Annotated in this window: 22 protein-coding genes; 5 read left to right on the forward strand and 17 right to left on the reverse strand. The window is 30.9% G+C overall.

Features of this window, described 5'->3' with window-relative positions; genetic code table 11:
* Positions 1-6: 6 nt before the first annotated feature.
* The 16 genes from BMY33_RS03690 to BMY33_RS03765 all read right to left on the reverse strand — a co-directional run bounded on the left by BMY33_RS03690 (position 7) and on the right by BMY33_RS03765 (position 19,283).
* Positions 7-939, reverse strand: a complete 933-nt coding sequence (locus tag BMY33_RS03690) for a hypothetical protein (protein ID WP_091405760.1) — start codon at positions 937-939, stop codon at positions 7-9.
* Positions 940-949: 10 nt separating this feature from the next.
* A complete protein-coding gene (locus BMY33_RS03695) occupies positions 950-2,365 on the reverse strand; it encodes an MBOAT family O-acyltransferase (protein ID WP_091405764.1) in 1,416 nt (471 codons plus the stop codon).
* Between the two features lie 16 nt (positions 2,366-2,381).
* Positions 2,382-3,776: a phenylacetate--CoA ligase family protein gene (locus BMY33_RS03700; protein ID WP_139195580.1), complete on the reverse strand. Its 1,395-nt coding sequence runs from the start codon at positions 3,774-3,776 to the stop codon at positions 2,382-2,384.
* An 11-nt stretch (positions 3,777-3,787) separates the two neighbouring features.
* Positions 3,788-4,930, reverse strand: coding sequence for a glycosyltransferase family 1 protein (locus tag BMY33_RS03705; protein WP_091405769.1), 1,143 nt, complete (start codon positions 4,928-4,930; stop codon positions 3,788-3,790).
* The gene (locus tag BMY33_RS03710; protein ID WP_091405771.1) at positions 4,930-5,820 is read right to left on the reverse strand and encodes a glycosyltransferase family 2 protein; all 891 of its coding nucleotides are present in this window, start codon (positions 5,818-5,820) and stop codon (positions 4,930-4,932) included. Before BMY33_RS03710 ends, BMY33_RS03705 begins: the two co-directional genes overlap by 1 nt.
* Positions 5,821-5,843: 23 nt before the next feature.
* Positions 5,844-6,938 (reverse strand): EpsG family protein, encoded by a 1,095-nt coding sequence (locus tag BMY33_RS03715; protein WP_091405773.1) that lies wholly within the window; start codon positions 6,936-6,938, stop codon positions 5,844-5,846.
* 84 nt (positions 6,939-7,022) lie between these two features.
* The gene (locus tag BMY33_RS23880; RefSeq protein WP_091405776.1) at positions 7,023-7,595 is read right to left on the reverse strand and encodes a serine O-acetyltransferase; all 573 of its coding nucleotides are present in this window, start codon (positions 7,593-7,595) and stop codon (positions 7,023-7,025) included.
* Positions 7,592-8,713, reverse strand: a complete 1,122-nt coding sequence (locus BMY33_RS03725) for a glycosyltransferase family 4 protein (protein WP_091405778.1) — start codon at positions 8,711-8,713, stop codon at positions 7,592-7,594. Before BMY33_RS03725 ends, BMY33_RS23880 begins: the two co-directional genes overlap by 4 nt.
* Positions 8,710-9,819, reverse strand: a complete 1,110-nt coding sequence (locus BMY33_RS03730) for a glycosyltransferase family 4 protein (RefSeq protein WP_091405781.1) — start codon at positions 9,817-9,819, stop codon at positions 8,710-8,712. Before BMY33_RS03730 ends, BMY33_RS03725 begins: the two co-directional genes overlap by 4 nt.
* Before the next feature lie 35 nt (positions 9,820-9,854).
* Positions 9,855-10,757: a class I SAM-dependent methyltransferase gene (locus BMY33_RS03735; RefSeq protein WP_170836993.1), complete on the reverse strand. Its 903-nt coding sequence runs from the start codon at positions 10,755-10,757 to the stop codon at positions 9,855-9,857.
* A 72-nt stretch (positions 10,758-10,829) separates the two neighbouring features.
* The gene (locus tag BMY33_RS03740) at positions 10,830-11,795 is read right to left on the reverse strand and encodes a polysaccharide pyruvyl transferase family protein (RefSeq protein WP_091405786.1); all 966 of its coding nucleotides are present in this window, start codon (positions 11,793-11,795) and stop codon (positions 10,830-10,832) included.
* 28 nt (positions 11,796-11,823) lie between these two features.
* On the reverse strand, positions 11,824-13,104 hold the full coding sequence (locus BMY33_RS03745) for a hypothetical protein (protein WP_091405788.1): 1,281 nt from the start codon (positions 13,102-13,104) through the stop codon (positions 11,824-11,826).
* An 8-nt stretch (positions 13,105-13,112) separates the two neighbouring features.
* Complete coding sequence (locus BMY33_RS03750) at positions 13,113-14,654, reverse strand: oligosaccharide flippase family protein (RefSeq protein WP_170836994.1); 1,542 nt, start codon at positions 14,652-14,654, stop codon at positions 13,113-13,115.
* 51 nt (positions 14,655-14,705) lie between these two features.
* Positions 14,706-15,989: a nucleotide sugar dehydrogenase gene (locus tag BMY33_RS03755; RefSeq protein ID WP_091405795.1), complete on the reverse strand. Its 1,284-nt coding sequence runs from the start codon at positions 15,987-15,989 to the stop codon at positions 14,706-14,708.
* 41 nt (positions 15,990-16,030) lie between these two features.
* Positions 16,031-17,029 carry an SDR family oxidoreductase gene (locus tag BMY33_RS03760; protein WP_091405798.1) on the reverse strand — a complete coding sequence of 333 codons (999 nt, stop codon included), beginning with the start codon at positions 17,027-17,029 and terminating at the stop codon, positions 16,031-16,033.
* A gap of 256 nt (positions 17,030-17,285) precedes the next feature.
* A complete protein-coding gene (locus tag BMY33_RS03765) occupies positions 17,286-19,283 on the reverse strand; it encodes an alpha-ketoacid dehydrogenase subunit alpha/beta (RefSeq protein ID WP_091405801.1) in 1,998 nt (665 codons plus the stop codon).
* Between the two features lie 291 nt (positions 19,284-19,574).
* Between BMY33_RS03765 and BMY33_RS03770 the strand changes: the two genes are divergently transcribed.
* Genes BMY33_RS03770 through ppk1 form a run of 5 tightly spaced genes read left to right on the forward strand, consistent with a single transcriptional unit; the run spans position 19,575 to position 24,842 of the window.
* Positions 19,575-20,525 (forward strand): isopenicillin N synthase family dioxygenase, encoded by a 951-nt coding sequence (locus BMY33_RS03770; protein ID WP_091405805.1) that lies wholly within the window; start codon positions 19,575-19,577, stop codon positions 20,523-20,525.
* A gap of 9 nt (positions 20,526-20,534) precedes the next feature.
* Positions 20,535-20,864, forward strand: a complete 330-nt coding sequence (locus BMY33_RS03775) for a translation initiation factor (protein ID WP_091405807.1) — start codon at positions 20,535-20,537, stop codon at positions 20,862-20,864.
* A 33-nt stretch (positions 20,865-20,897) separates the two neighbouring features.
* Positions 20,898-21,836, forward strand: a complete 939-nt coding sequence (locus tag BMY33_RS03780) for a DUF1835 domain-containing protein (protein WP_091405809.1) — start codon at positions 20,898-20,900, stop codon at positions 21,834-21,836.
* 1 nt (position 21,837) lies between these two features.
* Positions 21,838-22,716, forward strand: a complete 879-nt coding sequence (locus BMY33_RS03785; protein WP_091405812.1) for a nucleoside phosphorylase — start codon at positions 21,838-21,840, stop codon at positions 22,714-22,716.
* Between the two features lie 50 nt (positions 22,717-22,766).
* Positions 22,767-24,842 (forward strand): polyphosphate kinase 1, encoded by a 2,076-nt coding sequence (gene ppk1 / locus BMY33_RS03790; RefSeq protein ID WP_091405815.1) that lies wholly within the window; start codon positions 22,767-22,769, stop codon positions 24,840-24,842.
* Here the strand turns inward: ppk1 and BMY33_RS23350 are convergent.
* The gene (locus BMY33_RS23350) at positions 24,822-24,968 is read right to left on the reverse strand and encodes a hypothetical protein (RefSeq protein ID WP_170836995.1); all 147 of its coding nucleotides are present in this window, start codon (positions 24,966-24,968) and stop codon (positions 24,822-24,824) included. The two genes, ppk1 and BMY33_RS23350, sit on opposite strands and share 21 nt — an antisense overlap.
* Positions 24,969-25,062 lie beyond the last annotated feature (94 nt).

Genomic DNA, 25,062 nt, shown 5'->3' on the forward strand with positions numbered 1-25,062 from the left:
CCTTTTTTAGTTATTAAGTTTTTCTTTAATTATACGTTCAGAAACGAGTTTGGTAAAATACTTAGCTCCAGTATCATTAAGGTGTGATGGATCATGAAACCAATCTAACTTATCCTTAAAATTTTTATCATCCAAAAAATTTAATATGGGTACCTCCTCTTTATCTGCTATTTCATTAATCATCCCTAATGATTTATTATTAGAATTTATGTTTCTTAATGTTGGTGAGATTACAAAAACTAAATCAACATTATTTGATTTCGAATTATTGATAAATTCTTTTAAAGCTAAAACAAAGTTTTCATCAATTTCTTTAACTTGGTCATTGACCTCCATTAATTTAGAAGTAATGTGATCATTAGTAACTGTTCCATTAAGAGGTCTATAACCTTTATAATCCAATTGAGGAGAGATATAGTACCGAAGTATATGAACTATTGTAGAATTCAACAAATATGATTTAAAAAACATTTCTACATCTACAAATTCAGATTTTAGTTTAAATATAGGCCTTAGGTCATCACCATATTCGCTATAATGAGGATGTAAATCATTAAGCCTATCATAAGCTATATCAGAGGAGTACAAAAAATCTTCATCTATATTCAGAATAAACAAATTAGGTTTCTTACGTTTTAACACCATTTTCTGTAGCGCTAAATGATATAATAATTGTTGTCCTTCGGCGCCAGCATTATATGCAGTAGTGTTTAACTGTTTTTCTAAAACCTCAGGTACATAGTGTCTATGTGCATGTGAGCTTCCAAAAATTAGTACTTCTGCTTCTGTTTCATAAATCACAAGATTAGCACGAGCATATTTACCTGTTTTTTGCAGAAAGAATAAATGATTGCTAACTATCCCAAAAATTACATCTACGATCAAAACAATTATCACAAACTTCATAATCTTTGAAAACGTAGTAATATATCTTTTCATAAATAAATCTTTAAAATTGAAAATATATAAATTGACTATGCCCGAAAACTCCTAAATAGAGAATTAAATATATCAATGTAGCATACATAAACATGCGTCCTATTTCTTTTTTAGTAAAGAAGTTTATAATTGTAATATTTTGCAAATATTCCCTTTTAAATTCAATGATCACCAACAAAAAGATAGCTAATACCGCGTACAATGACGCAGCGATATCATCACCACTACCTATATATAGCTTACCTGGTTCAGTAAAAATTTTATTGATAATGTAAAAAGCATCATTAACACTATTCGCTCTAAAAAATATCCAAGCAAAACTTATAAAACAAAAAGTACTTATAATATTAAGAATACCTTTCCTTTTCTTACCATTACAAAGTATTTCTATAATCAAATAAATCCCATTAATAGCGCCCCAGATAACAAACGTCCATTTAGCACCATGCCATAAACCACTTATTAAAAATGTAATAAATAAATTAAAAAACCACCTGTATCTACCAACACGGTTTCCTCCTAACGGTATATATAAATAATCCCGAAACCAAGTGGATAAGGAAATATGCCATCTATTCCAGAATTCATGTATAGAACCCGAAAAATAAGGTCTTCTAAAATTAGTCATCAAATCAAATCCAAAAAGTTTCGCAGTACCAATTGCTATTAAAGAATAACCAGCAAAATCTCCGTAAATCTGAAAAGCAAATAAAATGGTGGCAAAAATCAAACTAAGACCATCATGATATTCTACATTATTATAAACTGAATTTACATAGATAGCTGTTCTATCCGCAAGAACTAATTTTAAGAAAAACCCCCAAATAATAAGTTTAATACCATAAGATATAGATTCTTTGGAATACTTCCTTTCTTTCAAAAACTGAGGAAGCAAATGTGTAGCTCTTTCAATTGGTCCTGCAACTAATTGTGGAAAAAAAGAAACGAAAGCCGCAAATGAAATAAAATCCTTGGTAGGTTTCAACTTATCACGATAAACATCAATAGTATATGACATCGTCTGAAAAGTATAGAAAGAAATACCAACCGGAAGAATAATATTTAATGTAGTAACATCCTTAATATCATAACCTATAGAATTACATAAATCTACCCAAGAATCAATAAAGAAATGACAATACTTAAAAAAAGATAATACCCCTAAATTAAAAAAGATACTCACTAAAAGCCATCTTTTTTTTAGTTTATCAGTGTCACAAAGACTTATTCTAATACCAACAAAATAATCCACTAAGGTGCTTAATCCAATTAGAGATAAAAACCTCCAGTCCCACCAACCGTAAAAAACATAACTTGCTATTAACAATATTACATTTTGAAAACGAATTTTACGCTTTTCGAATAACCAATAAGCAACAAAAACTATTGGAAGAAAAATTAAAAAATCAAACGAATTGAAATACATGATTTAAACAAGTTATCTATATCTCAATTGCAAAATTTCTTTTAACCGCATCAAACTTTCCATTTGGTCCTAAAGGAATATCTTCTACAATATTTATTTGATAGTTTATACTTTGTCCCAACCTATCTTGCATATTGTATACTAGTTTTTCTTTCATTTGATCATCAAAATTTTGATCAGCAATTAAATTAACTATAATCTCACCCGGACTTTCTTGTATAATTTGACTTTTTACGATTCCTTCTAAGCCTTTATAGGCCGTATCCATTCTACCAACATATCCTTTTTCTTTAGTCCAAAGTATATCATCCTCTCTACCTGTCAATTTCTCTATCATGGGCATTACACAACCACAACTACAGGTTTTTCCTTCTTCAGAGAGTAATACTGTATCCTCTATATTGTATCTAATCAAAGGTGTCTTAAGATTAGTAAAACTTGTAACCACCAATTGAGCTACTTCACCTGCTTTTGCTTTTTCTCCTTTATTGTTTACAAATTCAAAAACTCCTGAATCTATATTTAGATGTAAGTTCCCTTGAGTACATTCCGTAATAAACGGACTTCCTTCGCTAGAAGCGTACTGATTATATACATGACAATTAAACGCTTTCTCAATTTCTAATCTCTGATAATCATACAAAGTTTCTGCAGTTACCGCAATTGCTTTTGGAGTAAAATTTAACGTCAAATTATTCTTATTAATAAACCTACTTATAATATAAATAGCGGATGGATACCCATCTAGCAAAATAGGTTTAAAACGATTTAATTTTTTTACATAATTACCTAAGTTATCATCCGTTAAATGATAAGTAGACATTAATAATTGATTTTCGAAATAGTTATAAACCCAAAATGGTGGTTTTTTCGAGTCTGGTTTTACAATTAATCTCCCTGAGAATCTCACTTGTTTCACCCTTTTAGTCTCTAAACCAATCGCTTTATGAAATCTTCTCCATAAAGCAAAGGATCTATTTATAGATTCCTTATCTAAATAATTAATGGTTGGCGCACCTGATGTTCCACTTGTATAACCAACACCATCAGTATCTCGGTTTTTATTTACTATTAACTGCGGATTTGTTTTGCGTTCTGACTTGGTAAGTATCGGCATTTTCTGAAGCACATTATAAGGATTTTCTTCTATATCCTTAATTGTTATACCCAACTTATTCATTTTCTCACTATACCAATCAGAATATTGAAAAGCCTCAGACAACAGGAGTACTAGTTTATTTCTTTGATATGTATTTATTCTAGAAGTATCCGCATTCCATAAATCAACATATTCCTTTAAAAAAGTATCAAATTCTTTAGTATATCGTTGTTTAGAATTTTGAAAAGCCTTTATGTTAAGTAATACAAACTTAAAAGGATAAGGTAAACTGTTATAAATTTTTTCTTGCATCTTTCCCATAGCTACAGTCCTACTTGTTCTTTATAAAATTCCTGAATCTTTAAGGTATTAGAAATAATATCGTAATCGCCTTTTATTATTTTTTCTGTATTATTATTCTTTTTGGAAGCATCAACCTCTAATATCTTACTAGCCCAATATTCGGCTGGTCTTTCAATAGAAAGAAACTCAATATCATTGGTAAGACTTACCTCTGTAGTAATACTATCCGAAGCAAACACTTTAATTCCTGCAGCTTGTGCCTCAATCAATGTAACCGGCAATCCTTCATAAAAAGACGGAAAAACGAACACATCAAACATTTGAAATAATTCAGGGACGTCTGCTCGTACTCCTAAAAAATGCACATTATCATTGACTCCTAAGTTATTAGCTTCTTTTTCCATTACTTTTCTAAGAGGACCATCCCCTATCATAACTAAATCACAATCTGATTTTTCTTTTAACAAAGCAGCAAAAACACGTAATAGAAATGCATGATTTTTTTGACTTGCAAAACGTCCGACATGACCTATAACTAGACGACTCTGCAAACCAAATTCTTCTTTGTATTGTTTCGCAACCTCTTTATTATGAGAAAAAACTGCTGTATCGATAGCATTATTCATAGTTGTAAACGAGTTATTTTCTCCAAACAACCATTTACCAGCTTTATCCCCACAAGAAAATAAATGCGTAGCATCTTTCTTTACCTTCTTTTTAAGTTGAAGTTTAATTAGCTTCTTAAAAGTTTCTTTTTTACTTTCTTTATTAGAGAATAGTGAAGCAAAACTAACATCATCGATAGCAATATGTGCATGTGCTATTCTACAAGGAATATTAAATTCTTTAGCTATTTTTAATGGAAAACAACTAAACGTATTTAAATGAGAGTGTACTATTGAATACTCTTTATGTTCACTAAAAAAAGATCTTAACTTTTTATAATAATCTCCTGGAAAAAGTGGATTGATCGGATCAAATCTATATATCTTACCTCCTAGATTCTCTATTTCTTCATCAAAAGCAGCTTTTTCTTTTCTATGAACTAAAAAATCAAATTGTATTTTTTCTCTATCAACTTTCCTGTAATAATTCATGATCATAGACTCGGCTCCTCCTCTATTCATGATTGTAAATACTTGCAAAACTCGTATTGCTGCCATTAGAATTCTCCTTTTGTTTTATACCGTATATACAAGTTTAATAGCACTCCAAATGGTATTGCCAAAATGGTAGTTAACTTCTTTGGTGATTCACTAATAAAAGATCCATTTTTAGTAAAAATAGCACTAGAAACATAATGAATTGCATTCTTAAATTGATCTTTAAAATTCTCAGCAAGCTTCATTCTACTCTTCCTAGAAAATGCAAAACCTTTAGGATGTCTTCTATATTGTTTTAAAATATTCATACTAGATCCATCTTGCATATACTCTACCTCACATAAGACATCGTTAATTGGCAATAATTTATAATCTTGATCAATTAATTGATATAAATAACCAAGTGGCACAAAACGTTCTCCTTCAAAAATAGGATATGCAGGGTATTTCTTTACAACTTCTGTTCTATACACTAATTTTTTATCTCCTAATACTTTGTGTACATTATACAAATCATATAATGTAGTTTCTTTTATATGCTCTGGAATCTTGGTTCCAATTATTTTTCCTTCGGGATCAGCATCTAATCCTACCAATCCTGCAAATTCTGGTTTGTCTTTTATTTTTTCCCAAGCGACAAGTATCTTTTCTATGGCCTCTTCGCCTATACAGTCATCACTATCAACACATACGTTTAAAGTAGTTTCGGTCAATCTATAAGCAGCATTATGACCTCCATGCATTCCTTGATTTTCTTGATAATGATACTGTATATCAATTTTTCCTTCTTTAATCCAAGAAGCTACTAACGTTTCTGTATCATCAGTTGAACCATCATCTATAATTAACCAAACAAAATCTTGATTAGACTGTTTTATTAAACTCTCATAACACTTATTTAGACAATAAGCCCTGTTATAAGTTGGTGTAAATACGGTTATAGTTTTCATTAGTTAATTTGTTGTTAGTGTGATTATCCCCAATATAAATAGTACATCATATATGTAAATGAAAAATAAGCCAGCATAACTTTCCCAATCATAAAATGCTGATCTTTAAAAAATTCTTTCTTTAAAAATGGATATATGATTATAATTGCCATCATAAACCAAGATAGATATGCAAATCTATTAGAATAGTTTGCCTTGATTACTAAAATCCAAAAACTATTACAAATCAAATATGTATTAAGCAACTGGTAGTAAAATTTATCCTCAAATTTCTTTTTATAAATAAAGTACCATCCTGCAAATACTGCGAAAGCACTATGAAATAGAAAATCCCATCGAAATCCAGTACTCGCAAAAGCGTTAGCATCTACCTCAGATGTTAAATACCCTGTAAGTCGATCATCTCCAAAACCTAAACTAGCGAAAAGCGTAACCCATAAACTTCCCATTACTAGTGACAATGGAATACAAGCCAACCAGCCTTTAAAAAACACCTTAGGGTTGTTATAAAAATTAGTAATTACATACGCAAAAATTGGTAAAAACAATGTTTTATGAAAAAACGTTGCTGCAAGAAAAAACAACGCCATAACAACCTTATTCCTATGGTAACATAGCCCCCATAAAAAAAGTGATGTAGCAGCTCCATTACGCATACCATTAACTCCATATGTCCAAAATGAAAATGAAACAATAAACATCACGAATGAATAATACCAATATTGTCCAAACAGTGTTTTGGATATTTTATAAAGTGGAAAAATGTATATAAATGCACAAATTGTAAAAAAAGTATGTGCGGATACAATTTGCGCTAATGTTTTCATGAATACATGCCAACCGTAATCATTTACTTCCGGTATCTCCCCTCCTAACCTATATCTATCGAATGTGACTATATAATTGACAGTATCTCCAAAAATACCACTAATAGGGCGTTGACCGATATATAGAATCAAAAAAATCAATAGAAAATAACCAGAAAAATTAATAAACACAATGTTTTTATGTTCATTAATTTGCAAGAGTCGGGTGTGTAATAATGTAAAAACAACCAAAAAGAAGCATAAATTAATATACAACGGATAGTAAAATTCTAAGGGCACAAAAGTGTTCATTTTACTTATTAATTTTAACCGTTATGTTACTACTATTACGTTTCACCTTTTAAGATCTACTCTTTTTTTTACTAAAGTATAAAATTATACCTTTTCACCATCTTGTTTAATAATTCTTGCTGGATTTCCAACTACTACACAATTATCAGGAACATCCTTAACAACTACAGAACCAGCGCCTATAGAACAATTATTACCGATCTTAATATCTCCAATAATAATAGCACCGGTATAGATCGATACATTATCTCCTATTGTAGGTCTTTTTCCATTTACTTCTCCTACAGTAACCAAATGATTTACATATAAATTTTCTCCTATTGAATCTGCATTTAAAATAGTACTATATGGATGTCCTGTTAACACACCACCTCCTAATTTTGTACTAATATCAATTCTAAAATACTTTTCCTTCTTACAATATATATTCAACAAACTAGATAAAACGCCTCTATTTCTAAAATAAAACAACGTTCTAAAATCTGGAGAATTTGCTAAAAAAATTAAAAGTAAAGTCACCTTACCTCCTTTTGTTCCCTTGGCAGTTGCCCACCTTTCTAGATCCTTATCAATGACAGCTTTGTTCTTACTTGTCTGATATACAAGTACATGTGGTAATAAAAAGATCTTATATATATTTAAAATTAATGATCTCATTTTTTGTGTATTAAATCATTAAACATTTCTTGCCAAAGCTTCATCACTACATCAAGTTGATACTTTTTTGAGTTTTCGCGAGCCTTTTTACCCATATTTTGTATTCGATCAGTGTCATTAAGTAAATTATCTAACTGATCAACAAATGAGTCATTATCATATGGAGTTATTAGAACTCCTGTGTTTTTATCTATAATATTTCTTGGCCCATACGGACAATCAAAAGATACAATCGGCAAACCACAAGCTTGTGCTTCTAATAATACCAGAGGGAAACATTCATTATGTGATGTCATCACAAATACTGAAGATTGGATCATCTCCTCTTTAATTTCATTTGTAGATCCCATCAATTTAATAGTATCCTGAATACCTGCGCTATTAATTTTATCCTGAAGCATTTTTACATAACTCGGTTCCCCGTTACCAAAAATAAGAAGTTGCCAATCTTTTCTAATTTTTGTAAACTCTTCCCAAATATCAATCAAAATATCATGTCCTTTTACTGCAGCAATTCTTCCTGCTGTAATAATTGTATTATTTGAAAGTTCAGATACTTTATCCGGATAAAACGTTAATGGATTCGGAATTACCACCGTATTATCAGTCTTATAATAGTCAGACTCATCTTTATTTAGAATGACTAATTTATCATATTTCGACTCTACATAATCAGCAAACTTGAAAAAATACTTTTTAAAAAGACTTGGTTTCTTCCTTTTATCTTTTTCAATAAACCTTGAATAATGAAACTCTTTAACTTTAGGAATATCTTTTACAATAAATGGAACGAAATAAGTGTCTACACTATGACTACAAACCACTACAATATCAGGATTTATAGTTTTTAGCACAGCCTTAGTTCTTGAAATATGTTTAGGTAATTTTTTAAGATTTTTAGGGTGGAAATAAGATTTTCGACGATTATAATTAATCCCTAAATCCCGGAAAATTATATTTTTATCAAAAGCATAACAAGGAATCTCCTCTTTTTGCTCAGTAGTAATAATATGAACCTTATTACCTTCCTGTTGAGCTAAATAATTTGCTTTAATAGAAAGTACTCTTTCTATACCACCATGCAAATACACTTGATCAATGATAAAAACTATATTCATTTTAATCTTGTATTCGTTAAATTGGTGAATAACTCATTCCATTCTTCTGCAATAGTCTCCGGTAAATATTTCCTTACCGCCACTTTTGCTTTTATTCCCATGGATTTTCTTTTCTCTTCATTTTCAATTAAAAAAATTATCCCTTTAGCAAAAGCATCAATATCACCATTTTCTATTAAAAGTCCATCTTCTTTATTTGTAATAATATCTGAAGGGCCATATGGACAATCAAATGAAATACAAGGAACACCATAAGCCATAGCCTCTGTTAGTACCATTCCAAAACCTTCAAATCTAGAGGACATTGTGTAAATGGACGACTCTTCATATTTTTCTGCTATATTTTTTACCGGAGGATAAAAATTAATAGTTTTAGCTATATCTAGTTTTTTTGCTAATGTTGCTAAACCTTCTTCATCACTAATGGTTCCATATATATCTAGAGTCCAATCTGGATGTTTTTCTATAACTTGTTTCCAACTATTTAAAAGTCGATCATAGCCTTTCTGAAAACTGTGTTTACCTACCGCAAGTACCTTCTTATTATCTAATGTGCTTTTTTCTTCTGGATAAAACGATAAAGGATTAGGAATTACTTTAATCTTTTTAAAAGACCATTCATTAAGGTTTCCATTTGTTAATACTATGAAATTATCATAATATTTACCTCCAAAATTCATCAAACCAAACTTAACTCCAGTTCCAATTCGTTTTATTAATGATCTCTTACCTTTTTTGATCTCGACACTTCTAGAAACGTGTCGTTCATAAATCATAGGACAAGGTTTCCCTAAGATTAAAGGAACAAAAAAACCTTTTAGACCATCATCACACACCGCAATTATATCTGGCCCTAATTGTTTAATGATACTACGTAGACCAGATGCATATCGGTACATTCTTGAGAACGGATTACCTTTTGCTCTAACATTATGATAAGAAATTTTAGAGCTAAAATCATAGAATAATTCATCGGTATCTTGATTTAAAGTAATTACGTGTATATCATAATCATATTCTTCAGCAAGTTTACTCGCTTTTATAGAAAGTACCCTTTCCAATCCACCAGGACCATCAATACGATTAACAATATATACAAGTTTCATCAAGGTTTACTTTAGAAAGTGTCTGATTTATTTAATTATTTTTTTATTACAATATCTAAATATGGATAACAGAATCCACTAGTTAAATTTTTATTCAGTGATTTTAAAAACTTAATATATCGAAGTCCTTTAAAACCTACTTTTAAAAAAGCAGATTTTTCAAATTTCATCAAACTACTAACCACATTCATTTCTTTTAATGGCGCGATCGCTACCTCAAACTCGTGATAACTAGCTCCTCTTCCCCATCTCTTAAATTTCATCATACTTTCATCATCTATTTCTCTATAGGAATCTTTAAAGTTTTTTCTAGAAGAAAATTTAGAATAATAATATCCTAAATCATCAGGAAGCCAGTCATAAAATGGTAGTGCAGCGGTATGCGAGTCATAATACCATAATCTATTTGGAGTTTCAATAATAGCAAGATATCCTCCTTTAGATAACATTCTCCAAGCTTGCTTTAAAGATTCTAATCGTTCACTAACAGTCATATGCTCTAGAACAGCGTAATAGATAATAAAATCGAATTTTCTATCCTTAAAATTCTCTTCAATCTCCTCTCCATTGACATGATGTAATTCTGCATCATATCCAGCAATCCGCATTCTATCTTTTGCTACTTCCAATGCTCCGGCATCTACATCTACACCAACAACGTTAGCACCTTGTTCACTTAATGCTAATGTAGAAATTCCCGTTCCACATCCAATTTCTAAAATACTAGCCCCCTTTAAATCCTTTACATTATGTAACCAAGGAGCAATTCTATTTCTGTTGTAATACAAACGTTCAAAAAGCTGTCCACTTATTGCTTTATTATATTCTTCTGTGGATAATCTACTTTTAGTATTTCCCCGGTCCAAATAATTTTCTTTAAGCGATTTCGTTAGATCTTCTAATTGCTCTTTGCTAAATGCTGTGTGTTTTTGTTGCATTTTTTTTGGAGCTGTAAAGAATCTATCTTTTAGCAGTTTTTTGAATACCCTTTTCATCGTTTGTGTGATTGATTAGATTTTATTAGTTACTTTTTCTTTCAATGCATTGGCAAGTTCGTGGTGTTTTTCGAGGTTTTTTACGGTTGTATTGTTGGTTATTTTTCCTTCTAATCCAAAATTAGAAGTATATGATCCAGTTTTACTATCAATGTCAATTCTATTAAACAATTCTAGAATCCCATCAAATCGACAAGAATCTACAAAACTATCAAAACCATTTACAAAAATTACAGGTGTCCCCATGGCTAGACATGGTAAAGCACAATGAATTCTAGAGGTTATAACAAGTTTTGCTTTTGCATACTTATTAAGCAATTCAACAGCCATGTCGAATTTCTCTTCATCAGTATATGTATTAGAAGGAGGTTCTTGGTTAATAAAAGTTGCGGTTTCCAACAATTCTTTACTTATAAACTTTTTTATATGCTTATTTTTCTTGCCTAACTTAAAAGCGGATCCATTTAGAATATTTTTAATGGTAATTTTAGTATTGTAAAATACTTTTTCTGCACGTGGATAACTATATAAAGGATCTACGATATAAATATCATCTCCTCTTTCAGAATCATCTACTTTATAAGAATCTAGGGTTAATGTAAGACAACCTGTAAAATGTGCATCAATGCCTTTTGCCTTAAGTGTATCAGCAGTAAACTGATCTCTACAACCTATAGGTTCATGCTTTTTTAAATATGCAATACCTTTTTCACTTAACATTGCTGGTGCAGCAGTGTTATTCATATGAAAAGAAACAAATATAGGATCTATATCCTCTGATGGCACCCAATTATGAATATTGTGTGTAAACCATCCATTCATAATTAACTTGATAGGATCTCCTTTATAATCACCTAATCGCTCTCTGTTTAATAGCGTATCAACCTTTGGTAAATATTGTTTAGCCGCTAAACTTTGAATATTATCCCCAACATTAAAGAAATTCTTATTCTCATCGTATGTAAGTAGTCCGTATTTCATGAATTCTACAATTTACCTAGTTTTTTATCTATTTTAATTTTCTATATATCTTTTGCATCCAAGGAAACTTATTTCTAATAATAAACTTAATTCTATTCGTTCCTTTATTTGCATTGTTTATTTTTTCTTCCAGAAGTCTATCTACCTTTCCTCCTCTAAACTCATCCATATGTCTGGTCTCTGTTTCAATATCATCAAAAACAAAAAAAGTATCTACATTCTTTGCTTTCTCCATCAATTCCCACCAAAAATATTTCACTCCTTTACTTCCTGAACCTATATGCAGAATTTGATAAATCTTATCATAAACACTACCATCAACTTTAAATCCATATTCATTAGGGTTTTGATTATTAAGTATCAGCCCTAATATTGTTCTAAAACATTTTTCACAGTAACTACAATTAAACTCTGTTCTTTTTTCAGAATAACAAACGCGCAATCGAAATCTTTTATCTTTCTCCGAAGCAAATTTGGCTATCAAATCTACTTTATCTTGTCTTTTTAGTTCATAACCATCATGAAATACCTGAAAACCCGATCCCCAAGTGATTTTTTCATCAATCTCTGGTGTTGACCCCCAATCAATATCAATATGATCAGTATAAGAAGACGCAATATGCACTGAGCTATATTGGTTTACAAATGACAAAGGAGCAATTGAGCCTACTAGCGCTAACCCATGTTGTACTTTTCCCCACCAACCAATATCTTTTAATAAAAGTTCTACCTGGTAGGTGTAAAAATCTCTAAGATTTGTTTCTATAAATTCCTTACTATTTTCATTTAAAAGCTCCTCATTCTCAATAAAATCTGTAAAATCAGTCCATTGCTCTTTATCTTTGATAGTAATATCAGCTCCATGAAGTGTTATTAAATCTGGTGTTTTGTCATAGATTCTGATATATGTCGCAAATGCATCTACTCCACCACTAAAAAGCATTGCTGACTTAGACTTTTCTATTGAGTTTTTAATCAATTTCTTTGCAACCAATGTTCCTTCGAAACTATTAGCAGTATCTCTTTTAGCGAATTCTTGTTTTATTTTTTCCTGCGCTTGATAAAAATCTTCATCTACTTCATCTACTTCAATAGTAAAACCTGCAAACCAAGCCATTGGCAATATGTTCGATAAAAAAGGGATTACAGAAATACTTTCGGGAGTAGTACTTACATCTATTTGATATTTAGAATAAAAGGATTCATTCTCTTCAAATAGCTTCTGGATATTGGCATCCACCGAATACTCATAATTAATCTTACGACCATTATCTGAATATGTAATTGAATGTAACTTTAATGTATCCATTCTTTAATTTATTTTCGTTTAAGTAATGAAACTATAGGTTTTCTAAATAATTCTCTTTCATATTCTAACATACCAACAAAATACATCATAATCACAAAAACAATTGTATATGAGATACCTTTAGCTATAAAATTAAACCATCCTTCACCAGGAATATAATTGATAAAATATCCTGCAGCTATTACCAATAGTACTACCAACAAAACTTTATGAAATAACTCTTTAAAAAAACGTATAATATTTAAACCAATTTTATTATGGTAATAAAAATTCATCACATTTTGAACAATCATCCAACCACCTACAAGCCCTATCATCATTCCGATAGCACTATATTCCATTGCCAAAAATCCACCAGCGATAACTCCCAATATCATAAATACAAGATAAAGAATTGCTTTAAATGATAATTTGTTTTTCGCCTCCAATATAGAATTTCCAAAAGCTTGTAATAAAGGAAGTGTATATCCAATCATAATAATAAGAGCAATCATATAAATCTCTCTACATTCTTCTAAACCATATCGACCATCTGCAGTAGAGTCTCCTCCTCCAACCCAAAGGTTTATGAATTGTTCTCCATATAACATAAATGCTCCAAAAATGTACATAAGTATAATAAAAGACAGCCTTCCAAGCTTTATCATCATGTCAGTCAACTCTTCTCCACTAGCATTATTAACAGACATCTGTGTAGCTCTAGGTAAAAACACACTAGAAATTGCTGTTGAAAAAGCACCATAATACGTTCCTAATGCTATTCCGATTCCATAAATACCTAATACTTTAGGCACACTAACCGCTCCTAAAACCCAACTACCAGATTTCCATTGAAGCATATTTACAATTGCAAAAAGAAAGATCCAGCTAGAGTACTTAAAAATTTCTCTAACAAAATCTTTAGAAAATTGATGTAACTTAAATCTAACCTTCAATTTCACTAATACATAGTAAGCTGATATCGAAATCGTAAGAATATTAAATATGGTATCTACAATAACCAAAGCAATTGCTCTTCCACCAAAAAACAAAACAGCGACTATCGTTAAAGATCTTAAAATATATCTAACAATCCCTACAGATTCTGGAAAGACAAATTTTTCATATCCTTTACAAATACCCGTAAATATCATACCTGGTAATTGAATCGCCAAATTGAAAACCAGAATAACAAACATCATTTTTGCTATGCTTAATTCTTCTGCATTAAACTTGGTAAAGTAAGTATCTATAAAGAAGTAAAATATAGTTCCGGAAATAACTACCAATGTAGAAACCGCAAAGTAAAGTATCCTGACCGTTCCTAAGAAATTCTCTTCACCTTCTTTATCTTTCTCTGCTCTATACTTAGCTACAAAACGAACTACTGTATTGGTCAGTCCGAAATCGAGCAATGCAATTGTACCTATTAAAGCACCAATAGCATTAAAAATCCCGTACTCATCCTTCCCTAAGTAACTAACGATCAATGGAGTTATCATAATTCCAATAACGTTAATCAAAAAGATTTTTAAATACGTAAGTAAAGCTCCTTTTTTTAGTTGGCTCAATGCGGTTGGTTTATGGTTATTTATGTTGCTTTATATAACAGACAATTTCTGTTACAATCTTCCGTGTACTTCATCTTCTTTTAATATACCTTTAACATCATACAAGACACCGTTTGGTTTTAGTAATGATTTTAAATCTATATCTAAATATTCTTTATGTGCAACAGTTAACACAACAGCATCAAATTTAGAATCCGGCAACTTGGTTATAATTTCCAGACCGTATTCATGAGCTACTTCCGAAGGACTTGCCCATGGATCATAAATATCGATGTCAGTACCAAAATCTTTAAGGTTTTGTATCACATCGACTGCTCTAGTATTTCTTACATCTGGGCAATTTTCTTTAAAAGTAATTCCTAATACTAATATGTTAGCACCTTTGATTTTAATATCATGATTAACCATTAATTTAATAACCTCGGAAGCGACATATTGTCCCATACTATCATTTAGTCTTCTACCGGCTAGTATAATCTCTGGATGATATCCAAACTCTTGCGCTCTTTGAGCTAAATAATAAGGATCGACTCCAATACAATGTCCACCTACTAAACCAGGTTTAAAAGGCAAGAAATTCCATTTTGTACCTGCTGCTTTCAAAACTTCATTAGTATCGATATCCATCAGGTTAAAAATCTTCGCCAGCTCATTAACAAACGCTATATTAATGTCACGCTGAGAGTTCTCTATTACCTTAGCTGCTTCTGCTACCTTTATAGTTGGAGCCAAATGAGTTCCTGCCGTAATCACAGAAGCATAAAGAGCATCTACCTTTTCACCTATCTCTGGTGTAGAACCTGCAGTAACTTTCAATATTTTTTCTACAGTATGTAATTTATCTCCAGGATTGATACGCTCTGGAGAATATCCTGCATAAAAATCTTTATTAAACTTTAGTCCACTTATTTTCTCTAAAACTGGAATACATTCTTCTTCTGTAACACCTGGATATACTGTAGATTCATATATCACAATATCTCCTTTTTTCAATACCTTCCCAACAGTTTCACTTGATTTATATAAAGGCGTAAGATCTGGTCTATTATTTTTATCAACTGGAGTAGGAACTGTTACGATATAATAATTACAATCTTTAATATCCTCCAGGTCATCAGAACAATATAATCCCTGATCCATCATAGAATCTTTTTTTAACACCGACTGTAATACATTATCTTCAACTTCTAGCGTAGTATCTTTTCCTGATCTTAATTCATTAATCCTGTTTTGATTTATATCAAAACCAATAACAGGAAATTTAGTTGCAAATAATCTGGCTAAAGGAAGTCCTACATATCCTAAACCGATAATTCCTATTTTTATATTTTGCATTTTTTTACATATTTTAATTTATATACTGATAACCTATAAAATTACTTTAGATTATCCCAATACCATTTTACTGCCTCTTTCAATCCCGATTTTATATCAAATTTTGGATCATAGTCAAGTAGTGTTTTCGCCTTATCTACAGAAGCTAAAGAATGCGGCACATCTCCTTTACGTTCTGGCCCTTTTTTAACTTCTACATCACTTATTTTTGAATCAAAATCAGAAAGATATTCTTTTAATAATGTAACCAATTCATTTAGAGTAGTTCTTTCTCCGAAAGCAGTATTATATACGTTATTTAAAGCTTTTTCATTATCAGAAACGATAGCTCTCAGATTCATTTGAATTACATTATCTATATAGGTGAAATCTCTAGAGAAAGATCCATCACCATTTATTACTGGTGATTCATATTTCATAAATTGCATTACGAACTTTGGAATCACAGCAGCATATGCTCCATTAGGGTCTTGTTTTCTACCAAAAACATTAAAATATCGTAATCCCACAGTATCTAAATCATATGTCCTTTTAAAATTATCAGCATATAATTCATTTACATACTTTGTGATTGCATAAGGAGATAATGGTTTTCCTATTTTATCCTCTACTTTGGGTAATGCTTCCGAATCCCCATAAGTAGAAGAACTTGCTGCATAAATAAATCGCTTAACCCCTGCATCTCTTGCTGCAACTAACATATTAAGAAAGCCTCCAACATTAACATCATTACTAGTAATTGGATCATTAATGGATCTAGGTACAGACCCTAAAGCGGCTTGATGCAATATATAATCTACTCCATCACAAGCTTTATGACAATCATCTAGATTTCTTATATCACCTTCTATAAATGTAAAATTTGGATGTTCGTTTAATGCGGTTAGATTTTTCTTATGCCCAGTTGCAAAATTATCTAAACCGATAACTGTACTGTTTTTTTCTAATAGTGCTTCGCATAGATTTGACCCTATGAAACCTGCCGCTCCTGTAACTAAAACAGTAGAAGAACTAAGTAGTTCTAATTGGTTAGTTTTCATGTATTTTTATTTACCCCTTGATTTTTAATCCCCTACGCTATGTTTTCCACATAGACTGCGCGAAATTAATATTTAACAATAGAACACACAACTTATACTCGAGGGGATTTTAACCCTTAATATACTCTATAATGTTCCGTCATCCCATAAAAAAATCGATTCATCGACTAAAAATTCATAAAACACTGTAAATCAAATATATAAATTCTTGCTCATTTTTATTAACAAAAACGTTTTCGAAACCTAAAAACGGGTATTAATACGTGCAAAGTTTGATCAACTCTTTTTCGAATCTATTTTTTGCTAAATATTGAGATTCTAAGCCCGGCTCAAAAGGAATTGGCGTTTCTAAACTAGATACTCTTTTTACTGGAGCATCTAAATATTCGAAACAATTTTCCATAATCATCGCAGAAATATCTGAAGCTATACCTCCGAACATAGAATCTTCTTGTAAAATTATTGCTCTACCGGTTTTTTTCACTGATTCGAAAATAGTATCTACATCTAATGGTTGTAAGGTTCTTAGATCTATCAGGTCAGCATTTATTTCGATATTATTTTCTAACACCTCTAACGCCCAGTGCACACCAGCTCCATAGCTGACAATAGTTATTTGATTACCTTCTTTTATTTTAGAAGCCTTCCCGAACGGAATAGTATAATACCCTTCCGGAACCTCTTGTCTAATACTTCTATACAAAGCTTTATGCTCGAAAAACAGAACTGGATTAGGATCTTCTAATGAAGTTAAAAGTAGTCCTTTTGCATCCAAAGGAAATGCAGGATAAACAACTTTCAAACCTGGAGTTTTTGTAAACCAAGCTTCGTTTGTTTGACTATGAAACGGTCCTGCTCCCACTCCACCTCCACAAGGCATTCTCACTAACACATCTACAGATTGACTCCAACGATAATTGGATTTGGCTAGTAAATTTACAATCGGATTAAATCCGGAAGAAACAAAATCTGCAAATTGCATCTCGACTACGGCTTTAGTATTATTAATCGATAATCCATAAGCTGTAGAAATAATACCAGATTCACAAATCGGTGTATTACGTACTCTATCTTTACCAAATTCTTCCACAAAACCTTCGGTAATTTTAAAAACACCTCCATAATCCGCTATATCTTGTCCCATAATAACAAGATCCTTATATTTCCGCATCCCTTCTTTTAAACCATCAGAAATAGCATCGATTAATCTAATTTCCTTGGTTAATGAAGTAGCTTTTATTTCTTTAAAATCAAATGCTTTATAAACATCTCCCAGTTCCTTATTGACATCAACTTTAACAACCTCTTCGGTATTAGTTCGCAGCCAATGTGACTCTATTTCTTTCTTTAAAACAAATTTTTCTTTATCATCCTCCTCCTCCTTAAGTATTTTATTTTCTGTCAAATATTCCCTGTAATTATCTATTGGATCTTTTAAAATCCAATGATTCATCAATTCTTCGGGAACATATTTAGTGCCACTAGCCTCTTCATGACCACGCATTCTAAAAGTTTTAAATTCTAATAGAACAGGCCTAGGATTCTTACGAATACTTTTTGCAATGGTGTTTACTTTATCATAAACCTCCAAAATATTATTACCATCTATTATGCACGATTCTAAGCCATATCCAAGTCCACGATCTGCTAGGTTTTTACAGTTATATTGCTCACTAGTTGGAGTAGATAATCCATATCCGTTATTTTCAATACAAAAAATCACAGGTAAACTCCACACAGAGGCTATATTTAAAGCTTCATGAAAATCTCCTTCACTGGTACCTCCTTCTCCTGTAAATACAGCAGTAGCTTTATTATTGTTTTTTAAAAGATTACCCAGGGCAATACCACAAGCAACTCCTAACTGAGGGCCAAGATGTGAAATCATCCCAACGATATTATATTCTTGTGTACCAAAGTGAAATGATCTATCTCGACCATTGGTAAAACCATTAGCTTTTCCTTGCCATTGACTAAAAAGTTTATACAAAGGAATATCTCTACTAGTAAAAACTCCTAAATTACGGTGCATAGGTAAGACATATTCATTTTGATCAAGAGCAGCAGTAACACCAACAGAAATTGCTTCTTGACCAATACCACTAAACCATTTAGAGATTTTTCCTTGTCTTAACAGAATGAGCATTTTTTCCTCAATCAACCTAGGTTTCAACATTTTGAAATACAAAGAAATTAATAGTTCGTCACTATATTCTTTCTTATCATAATTAAATAATAATTTCTCTTCTGCCATACTGCTAAAAAATCAGTTAATTCAAATAAGTTAATGGTTTCCCAAAGCAAAAACCATTAGTAAATGTAATTATTTTTATCTCAGAAAAACAACCAATATCACAATACTATTAAGCACTTGTTAATTTATCACAAACAATTCTAAGAATTAATTAAATTTACTATGTTTTAATAGTTATTTGTTAAAATATAATTATTTTGACAGTTATGGGTACTATTTAAAAAAAAGACCTAATTCATAATGTCTTTTTAATGAAATACATCTATTTTAGTTAAAGAAAACAATACCACCATGAATAATATACCAAGTGTAGATCTTGCAGATTTTTTATCTGATGATCCATCACGTAAACAAAAGTTTGTTGATGAAATAGGAAAAGCCTATGAAGAAATAGGTTTTGTAGCTTTAAAAAATCATTTTTTAAGCGATAATTTAGTAGAACAATTATATAAAGAGGTAAAAGAGTTTTTTGCTTTACCGGTAGAAAAAAAGCAAAACTACGAGATTGAAGGATTAGGAGGGCAAAGAGGTTACATATCATTCGGAAAAGAACACGCGAAAGGTAAAAAAGAAGGAGACCTAAAAGAGTTTTGGCATTTTGGTCAAGAACCTTCAGAAGATGCTAATTTAATAGAGGAATACCCTCCCAATGTTATTGTAGAAGAATTAAAAGATTTCAATAATACTGGTATGGAAGCGTACAGAATGCTTGAAAAAACTGGGATTCATGTTCTAAGAGCTTTAGCTATATATATTGGCTTAGATGAACATTATTTTGATCATTGGGCAAGTAATGGAAATAGTATTTTACGTCCTATACATTATCCGCCAATAAAAGAAGAACCAAAAGGTGCTGTACGAGCTGGTGCGCATGGAGATATCAACTTGATCACACTACTGATGGGAGCTTCTACAGGAGGCCTACAAGTACAACGTAAAGATGGAGAATGGATTGATGCAATACCACAAGAGGATGAACTGGTTATCAATGTAGGAGATATGCTAGAACGTCACACCAATAATAAATTACGATCCACTATTCATCGAGTGATTAATCCACCAAAAGAACAGTGGGGCAAACCTAGATATTCTATACCTTTCTTTATGCATCCAAGGAGTGACATGAAATTAAATTGTTTAGATGAATGTATTACTGAAGATAATCCAAAACAATATGATGATATTACAGCTGGAGATTTTCTTCATCAACGTCTAGTAGAAATTGGTTTGATTAAGAAATAATTATTACAAATGGATTTAAAAGATCAATTAAAAAATTTATTCCCCGATCACGAACATACTGAAGAGGAGAAAGATCTAACAAATGAAAATGACATATGGATGCAAGATGATCCTATCATCTGTAAATATGAAAAAAGAAAAGGAAAACCAATCACGATATTAGAAGGATATACTGGAGCTGATAAAGATTTTAAGAAACTTGCTAAAGAAATAAAAACCAAATTAAGTGTTGGAGGAAGTTTTAAAGATGACCGAATTATTATTCAGGGTGATTATCGAAATAAAATTATGGAAATTCTTAAGGAAAAAGGATTTAAAGTAAAAAGAGTTGGTGGATAGAATTAGTAAATAACATATTGAAAACATAAATAATTGGGGGCTAAAACATTACATATTTCTAACGGCGATAGTTTGACTGATCGCTTAAAAGAATTACATCTTGTAAATGGAGAAATCATAACTTGGCGTGAAATGCTTTGTGAAGGTCCAACAAGTGTAAAAATTGAAACCGAAAAAGCAATAGCAAAACGAAAGGAATTTCTTAATAAATATTATAGAATCCCTCCAGCTGACTATCAAAAAAAGTTTGTCTCCCAACTTGAAAAATTAAGCAGTCCTGTAAAGTATGATGAAATTATACTTTGGTTTGAATATGATTTATTTTGTCATATAAATATGATTGCTGTAATCAGTTTATTACTTAGAAAAAAAATCAAAGACACGCCAGTTTATCTAATATGTAGTGGTAGAGTAGAAAATTCTAAAAAACACCTAGGACTTTGTGAATTATCCGATGTGCAGCTAAAACAACACTTTGAAAATAAAGTCTTATTAAATATAAACGATTTAGAACTTGCTTCTCATATATGGACTTTGTATTGTGAATCAAATCCTCAAAAAATTGCTGGTCAAATTAAGAAGCAATCATCATTTGAATATTTATCCATATGCCTCAGAGCTCATCTACAGCGATTTCCTAATATGCTTACTGGACTAAACATATTAGAACATAATATTCTAGAAATGGTAGATACCTATCAGATTAAAAACATAAAGCAATTAATGGGATATGCTCTGGAATACCAAGGATTTTATGGGTATGGTGATATGCAAATGAAACGTGTGCTTGCAAGACTCTTTCAATTTTTTGATCAAACCAAAGATCGTCTTTTATTATCTGAAAGAGGAACCCTCGCATTACAACAAAAAAAGAATTTTTACAACACGCAGATGCTAGATTGGCACTATGGAGGAGTCAAAAAATATGACTATTTATACAATAACGAAACACATAATTTACTAAAATTATAATATGGCTATAGCCGAATCTGAACTTATTCTCAATAAAGACGGTAGTATTTATCATCTAAATATTAAACCAGAACATCTAGCAGAAACTATAATAACTGTTGGTGATCCGGATCGTGTAAATATTGTTACTCAATACTTTGATACAATAGAGTGCAAAATAACTAAGAGGGAATTCCATACACAAACCGGAACATATAAAGGAAAAAGAATTACTGTTATATCTACAGGAATTGGCACAGACAACATAGATATTGTTTTTAATGAACTAGATGCATTGGTAAATATTGATCTAGAAACAAGAAAGCCAAAGACACATCACACGTCTCTTAATATTATTCGTATTGGTACTTCTGGAGCAATTCAACCAGAAATCCCAATCGATAGTTTTATTGTTTCGGAACTTGCTATTGGTTTTGATAGTTTATTACATTTTTATGACAGTAAAGATATTCAGTTCCCTCAAATATCAGAACCCTTAATGAAACATCTAAATTGGAGTGAAAATAAATCAACACCTTATGTAGTTTCTTTCGACAAAAAACTCGGAAGACACTTACAAAGTGATGAAACTAGTAAAGGGTTTACAATTACAAATGTTGGTTTTTACGGTCCCCAGGGGAGAGTATTAAGACTGCCACTCTTTGATACCAATTTAAACGAAAAGATAGGAAGTTTTTCTTATGCAGATAAAAAAATCACAAATTTAGAAATGGAAACTGCCGGTATATACGGAATGGCAAAATTACTTGGTCACCGCGCGGTATCTATGAATGCTATGATTGCTAATCGCGCAACAGGAAAATTTAGTACTAATCCAGAAGGCGCGGTTACTAAACTTATCAAATATACTTTAGATAAAATTGTTAGTTATTCTGATTAGATTTAACTTTTAGTTAAAACTAAACTATATAGGATAATTTAATTTTAAATATGGATCTAAACAAATACCCTTTTAAAGACAGAGATGTAAACTGGCTAAGCTTTAACGAACGTGTATTACAAGAAGCTGAAGACCAATCCAATCCTCTTTATGAAAGGTTAAAGTTTTTAGCAATCTTTTCGTCTAATCTTGATGAATTTTTTAGGGTAAGAGTTTCTCGATTACGTCAAATAAAAAAAATAGATAAACAGCTTAGAAAAAAGCTCGCTTTGAAACCAAACAAGCGAGTAAAAGAAATTCTACAACGCGTAAAACAACAACAAGAACGATTTGGTGAAATTTTCCACAAAGAACTAATTCCTGAACTAGCCAAACATAACACCTATTTAGTTCAAGAAAAAAACTTTGATTTTAGTCAACTTGCATTTGCAACCGAATATTTTATTTCCAAAATCCTACCTTTAGTTACTGCAGAAATTATAGACTTATCTGAAGCTAAGAACGTATTTTTAGAAAACAATAAATTATATTTTCTAGTAACATTCGAAGAACAAGATAACTTCGGACTTGTCAACATCCCTTCAGATGAATTAGGGAGGTTTATATGCCTTCCGTCAGAAAACAATACATCCATTGCTTTTTTAGATGATATAATACACCTTAATATTGATCAAATATTTGATGAACAGAAAGTCAGCGGTTGTTTTGAAATCAAATTATCTAGAGACGCTGAATTATACATTGAAGATGAATTTGAAGGTGTCTTAGCTGAAAAAATAAAAGAATCTTTATCGCAGCGTAACGATGGACAGCCAACTCGTCTTTTATACGATTCTGCAATGCCTAAAGAGGTTAAAAGAAAAGTTCGTAAGTTTTTTGGTTTAGGTAAAATTGACATGATGCCAGGAGGAAGATATCATAACTTCAGTGATTTTTTTGGTTTTCCAGATCCAACTAATAATCCTATTTTACATTATCAACCTGCAAATGAAATAAAACATAAAGCTTTTAATAATAATACAGATTATTTCGATGTGATTTCTCAGAGGGATCAATTAGTACATTTTCCCTATATGTCATTTAACTATGTGCAAAAATTTATAAATCAGGCCGCTACAGATAAAAACGTAACTGAGATTAAAATCTCATTATACAGAGTAGCTAAACAATCAGAATTAACAACCTCTATACTAAAGGCCTTAGAAAATGGAAAAAAAGTTACTGTCTTTGTAGAAGCTAAGGCACGTTTTGACGAAGAAAACAATCTAAAATGGGGTAAAATATTTGAAGAAAAAGGGGCTTCGGTCTTCTATAGCTACCCTAAAATCAAAGTGCACTCTAAAATATTATTAATCAACAGAAAAGAAGGAAATAACATTGCGTCTTATGCCTACATTGGTACAGGAAATTTTAATGCGAAAACATCAAAAATTTATTGCGATCATGGATTGTTTACAGCAAATCCAAAAATCACAAAAGACTTAATAGACGTTTTTGAAGTATTATCTGGCAAAATGATATTACCACGACCAAAACATTTACTTGTATCACCCTTTACTACTAGAAAAACCTTTGAAGAACTTATAAATAATGAAATAAATAATGCTAAAAACGGTAAAATAGCCATCATAAAAGCAAAATTAAATAGTTTAGAGGATAAACATATTATTAAAAAATTATACGAAGCAAATAACGCTGGTGTAAAAATAGAATTATTAGTTAGAGGTTTTTCTTGTTTGATTCCCGGATTAGATGGAATAAGCGAAAATATTACAATAACTAGTATTATTGATAGATACCTAGAACACGGCAGAATTTACTATTTCGAAAACAATGGAGAGCCTAGGTTATATATTGGAAGTGCCGATTGGATGACCCGTAATCTAGATAAGCGTATTGAAGTATTAGTACCTATGCTAAATAACAATTGTAAGCGAGAATTAATAGAGATATTAAATATCCAATTAAATGATACAATAAAAGCCAGAATACAGGATAACGAAGAAAATAATAATTACAAAAAGAAAATGGACGATAAGCCGTCCATACAATCTCAATATCAAATAAGAGAATATCTTAATGAAAGACATTCTCCTAAAAATATGTTATCCGAACAATATTTTTAAACTGATTAAAAAATTAGCCGCTAAGAGTAAGGCTATAAAAACAACAATTCCGTTTTCTAATGTATTACTTTTTAACTTGGCTACCTTAACTTGAGCATTTTTATTCCTTAAAAAATTCTTTTTCATAGCAAATATTGTTTTATTTGGGTTTAATTACTCTAAATATAGTCGGAATTATCAGATTTATATTTCAAAAGTAATGATATTATTTATAATTCAA

The organism is Aquimarina amphilecti (genome assembly GCF_900109375.1).
Taxonomy (GTDB): Bacteria; Bacteroidota; Bacteroidia; order Flavobacteriales; family Flavobacteriaceae; genus Aquimarina; species Aquimarina amphilecti.

Excerpts from the sequence above, each read along its gene's own strand:
- ppk1 (WP_091405815.1), top strand. The coding sequence starts at position 22,767 with ATGGATCTAAACAAATACCCTTTTAAAGACAGAGATGTAAACTGGCTA.
- BMY33_RS03760 (WP_091405798.1), bottom strand. The coding sequence starts at position 17,029 with ATGAAAACTAACCAATTAGAACTACTTAGTTCTTCTACTGTTTTAGTT.
- BMY33_RS03715 (WP_091405773.1), bottom strand. The coding sequence starts at position 6,938 with ATGAACACTTTTGTGCCCTTAGAATTTTACTATCCGTTGTATATTAAT.
- BMY33_RS03690 (WP_091405760.1), bottom strand. The coding sequence starts at position 939 with ATGAAAAGATATATTACTACGTTTTCAAAGATTATGAAGTTTGTGATA.
- BMY33_RS03775 (WP_091405807.1), top strand. The coding sequence starts at position 20,535 with ATGGATTTAAAAGATCAATTAAAAAATTTATTCCCCGATCACGAACAT.
- BMY33_RS03740 (WP_091405786.1), bottom strand. The coding sequence starts at position 11,795 with ATGAAATACGGACTACTTACATACGATGAGAATAAGAATTTCTTTAAT.
- BMY33_RS03770 (WP_091405805.1), top strand. The coding sequence starts at position 19,575 with ATGAATAATATACCAAGTGTAGATCTTGCAGATTTTTTATCTGATGAT.
- BMY33_RS03695 (WP_091405764.1), bottom strand. The coding sequence starts at position 2,365 with ATGTATTTCAATTCGTTTGATTTTTTAATTTTTCTTCCAATAGTTTTT.
- BMY33_RS03785 (WP_091405812.1), top strand. The coding sequence starts at position 21,838 with ATGGCTATAGCCGAATCTGAACTTATTCTCAATAAAGACGGTAGTATT.
- BMY33_RS23350 (WP_170836995.1), bottom strand. The coding sequence starts at position 24,968 with ATGAAAAAGAATTTTTTAAGGAATAAAAATGCTCAAGTTAAGGTAGCC.
- BMY33_RS03730 (WP_091405781.1), bottom strand. The coding sequence starts at position 9,819 with ATGAAACTTGTATATATTGTTAATCGTATTGATGGTCCTGGTGGATTG.
- BMY33_RS03705 (WP_091405769.1), bottom strand. The coding sequence starts at position 4,930 with ATGGCAGCAATACGAGTTTTGCAAGTATTTACAATCATGAATAGAGGA.
- BMY33_RS03710 (WP_091405771.1), bottom strand. The coding sequence starts at position 5,820 with ATGAAAACTATAACCGTATTTACACCAACTTATAACAGGGCTTATTGT.
- BMY33_RS03700 (WP_139195580.1), bottom strand. The coding sequence starts at position 3,776 with ATGCAAGAAAAAATTTATAACAGTTTACCTTATCCTTTTAAGTTTGTA.
- BMY33_RS03745 (WP_091405788.1), bottom strand. The coding sequence starts at position 13,104 with ATGGATACATTAAAGTTACATTCAATTACATATTCAGATAATGGTCGT.
- BMY33_RS03725 (WP_091405778.1), bottom strand. The coding sequence starts at position 8,713 with ATGAATATAGTTTTTATCATTGATCAAGTGTATTTGCATGGTGGTATA.
- BMY33_RS23880 (WP_091405776.1), bottom strand. The coding sequence starts at position 7,595 with ATGAGATCATTAATTTTAAATATATATAAGATCTTTTTATTACCACAT.
- BMY33_RS03735 (WP_170836993.1), bottom strand. The coding sequence starts at position 10,757 with ATGCAACAAAAACACACAGCATTTAGCAAAGAGCAATTAGAAGATCTA.
- BMY33_RS03755 (WP_091405795.1), bottom strand. The coding sequence starts at position 15,989 with ATGCAAAATATAAAAATAGGAATTATCGGTTTAGGATATGTAGGACTT.
- BMY33_RS03765 (WP_091405801.1), bottom strand. The coding sequence starts at position 19,283 with ATGGCAGAAGAGAAATTATTATTTAATTATGATAAGAAAGAATATAGT.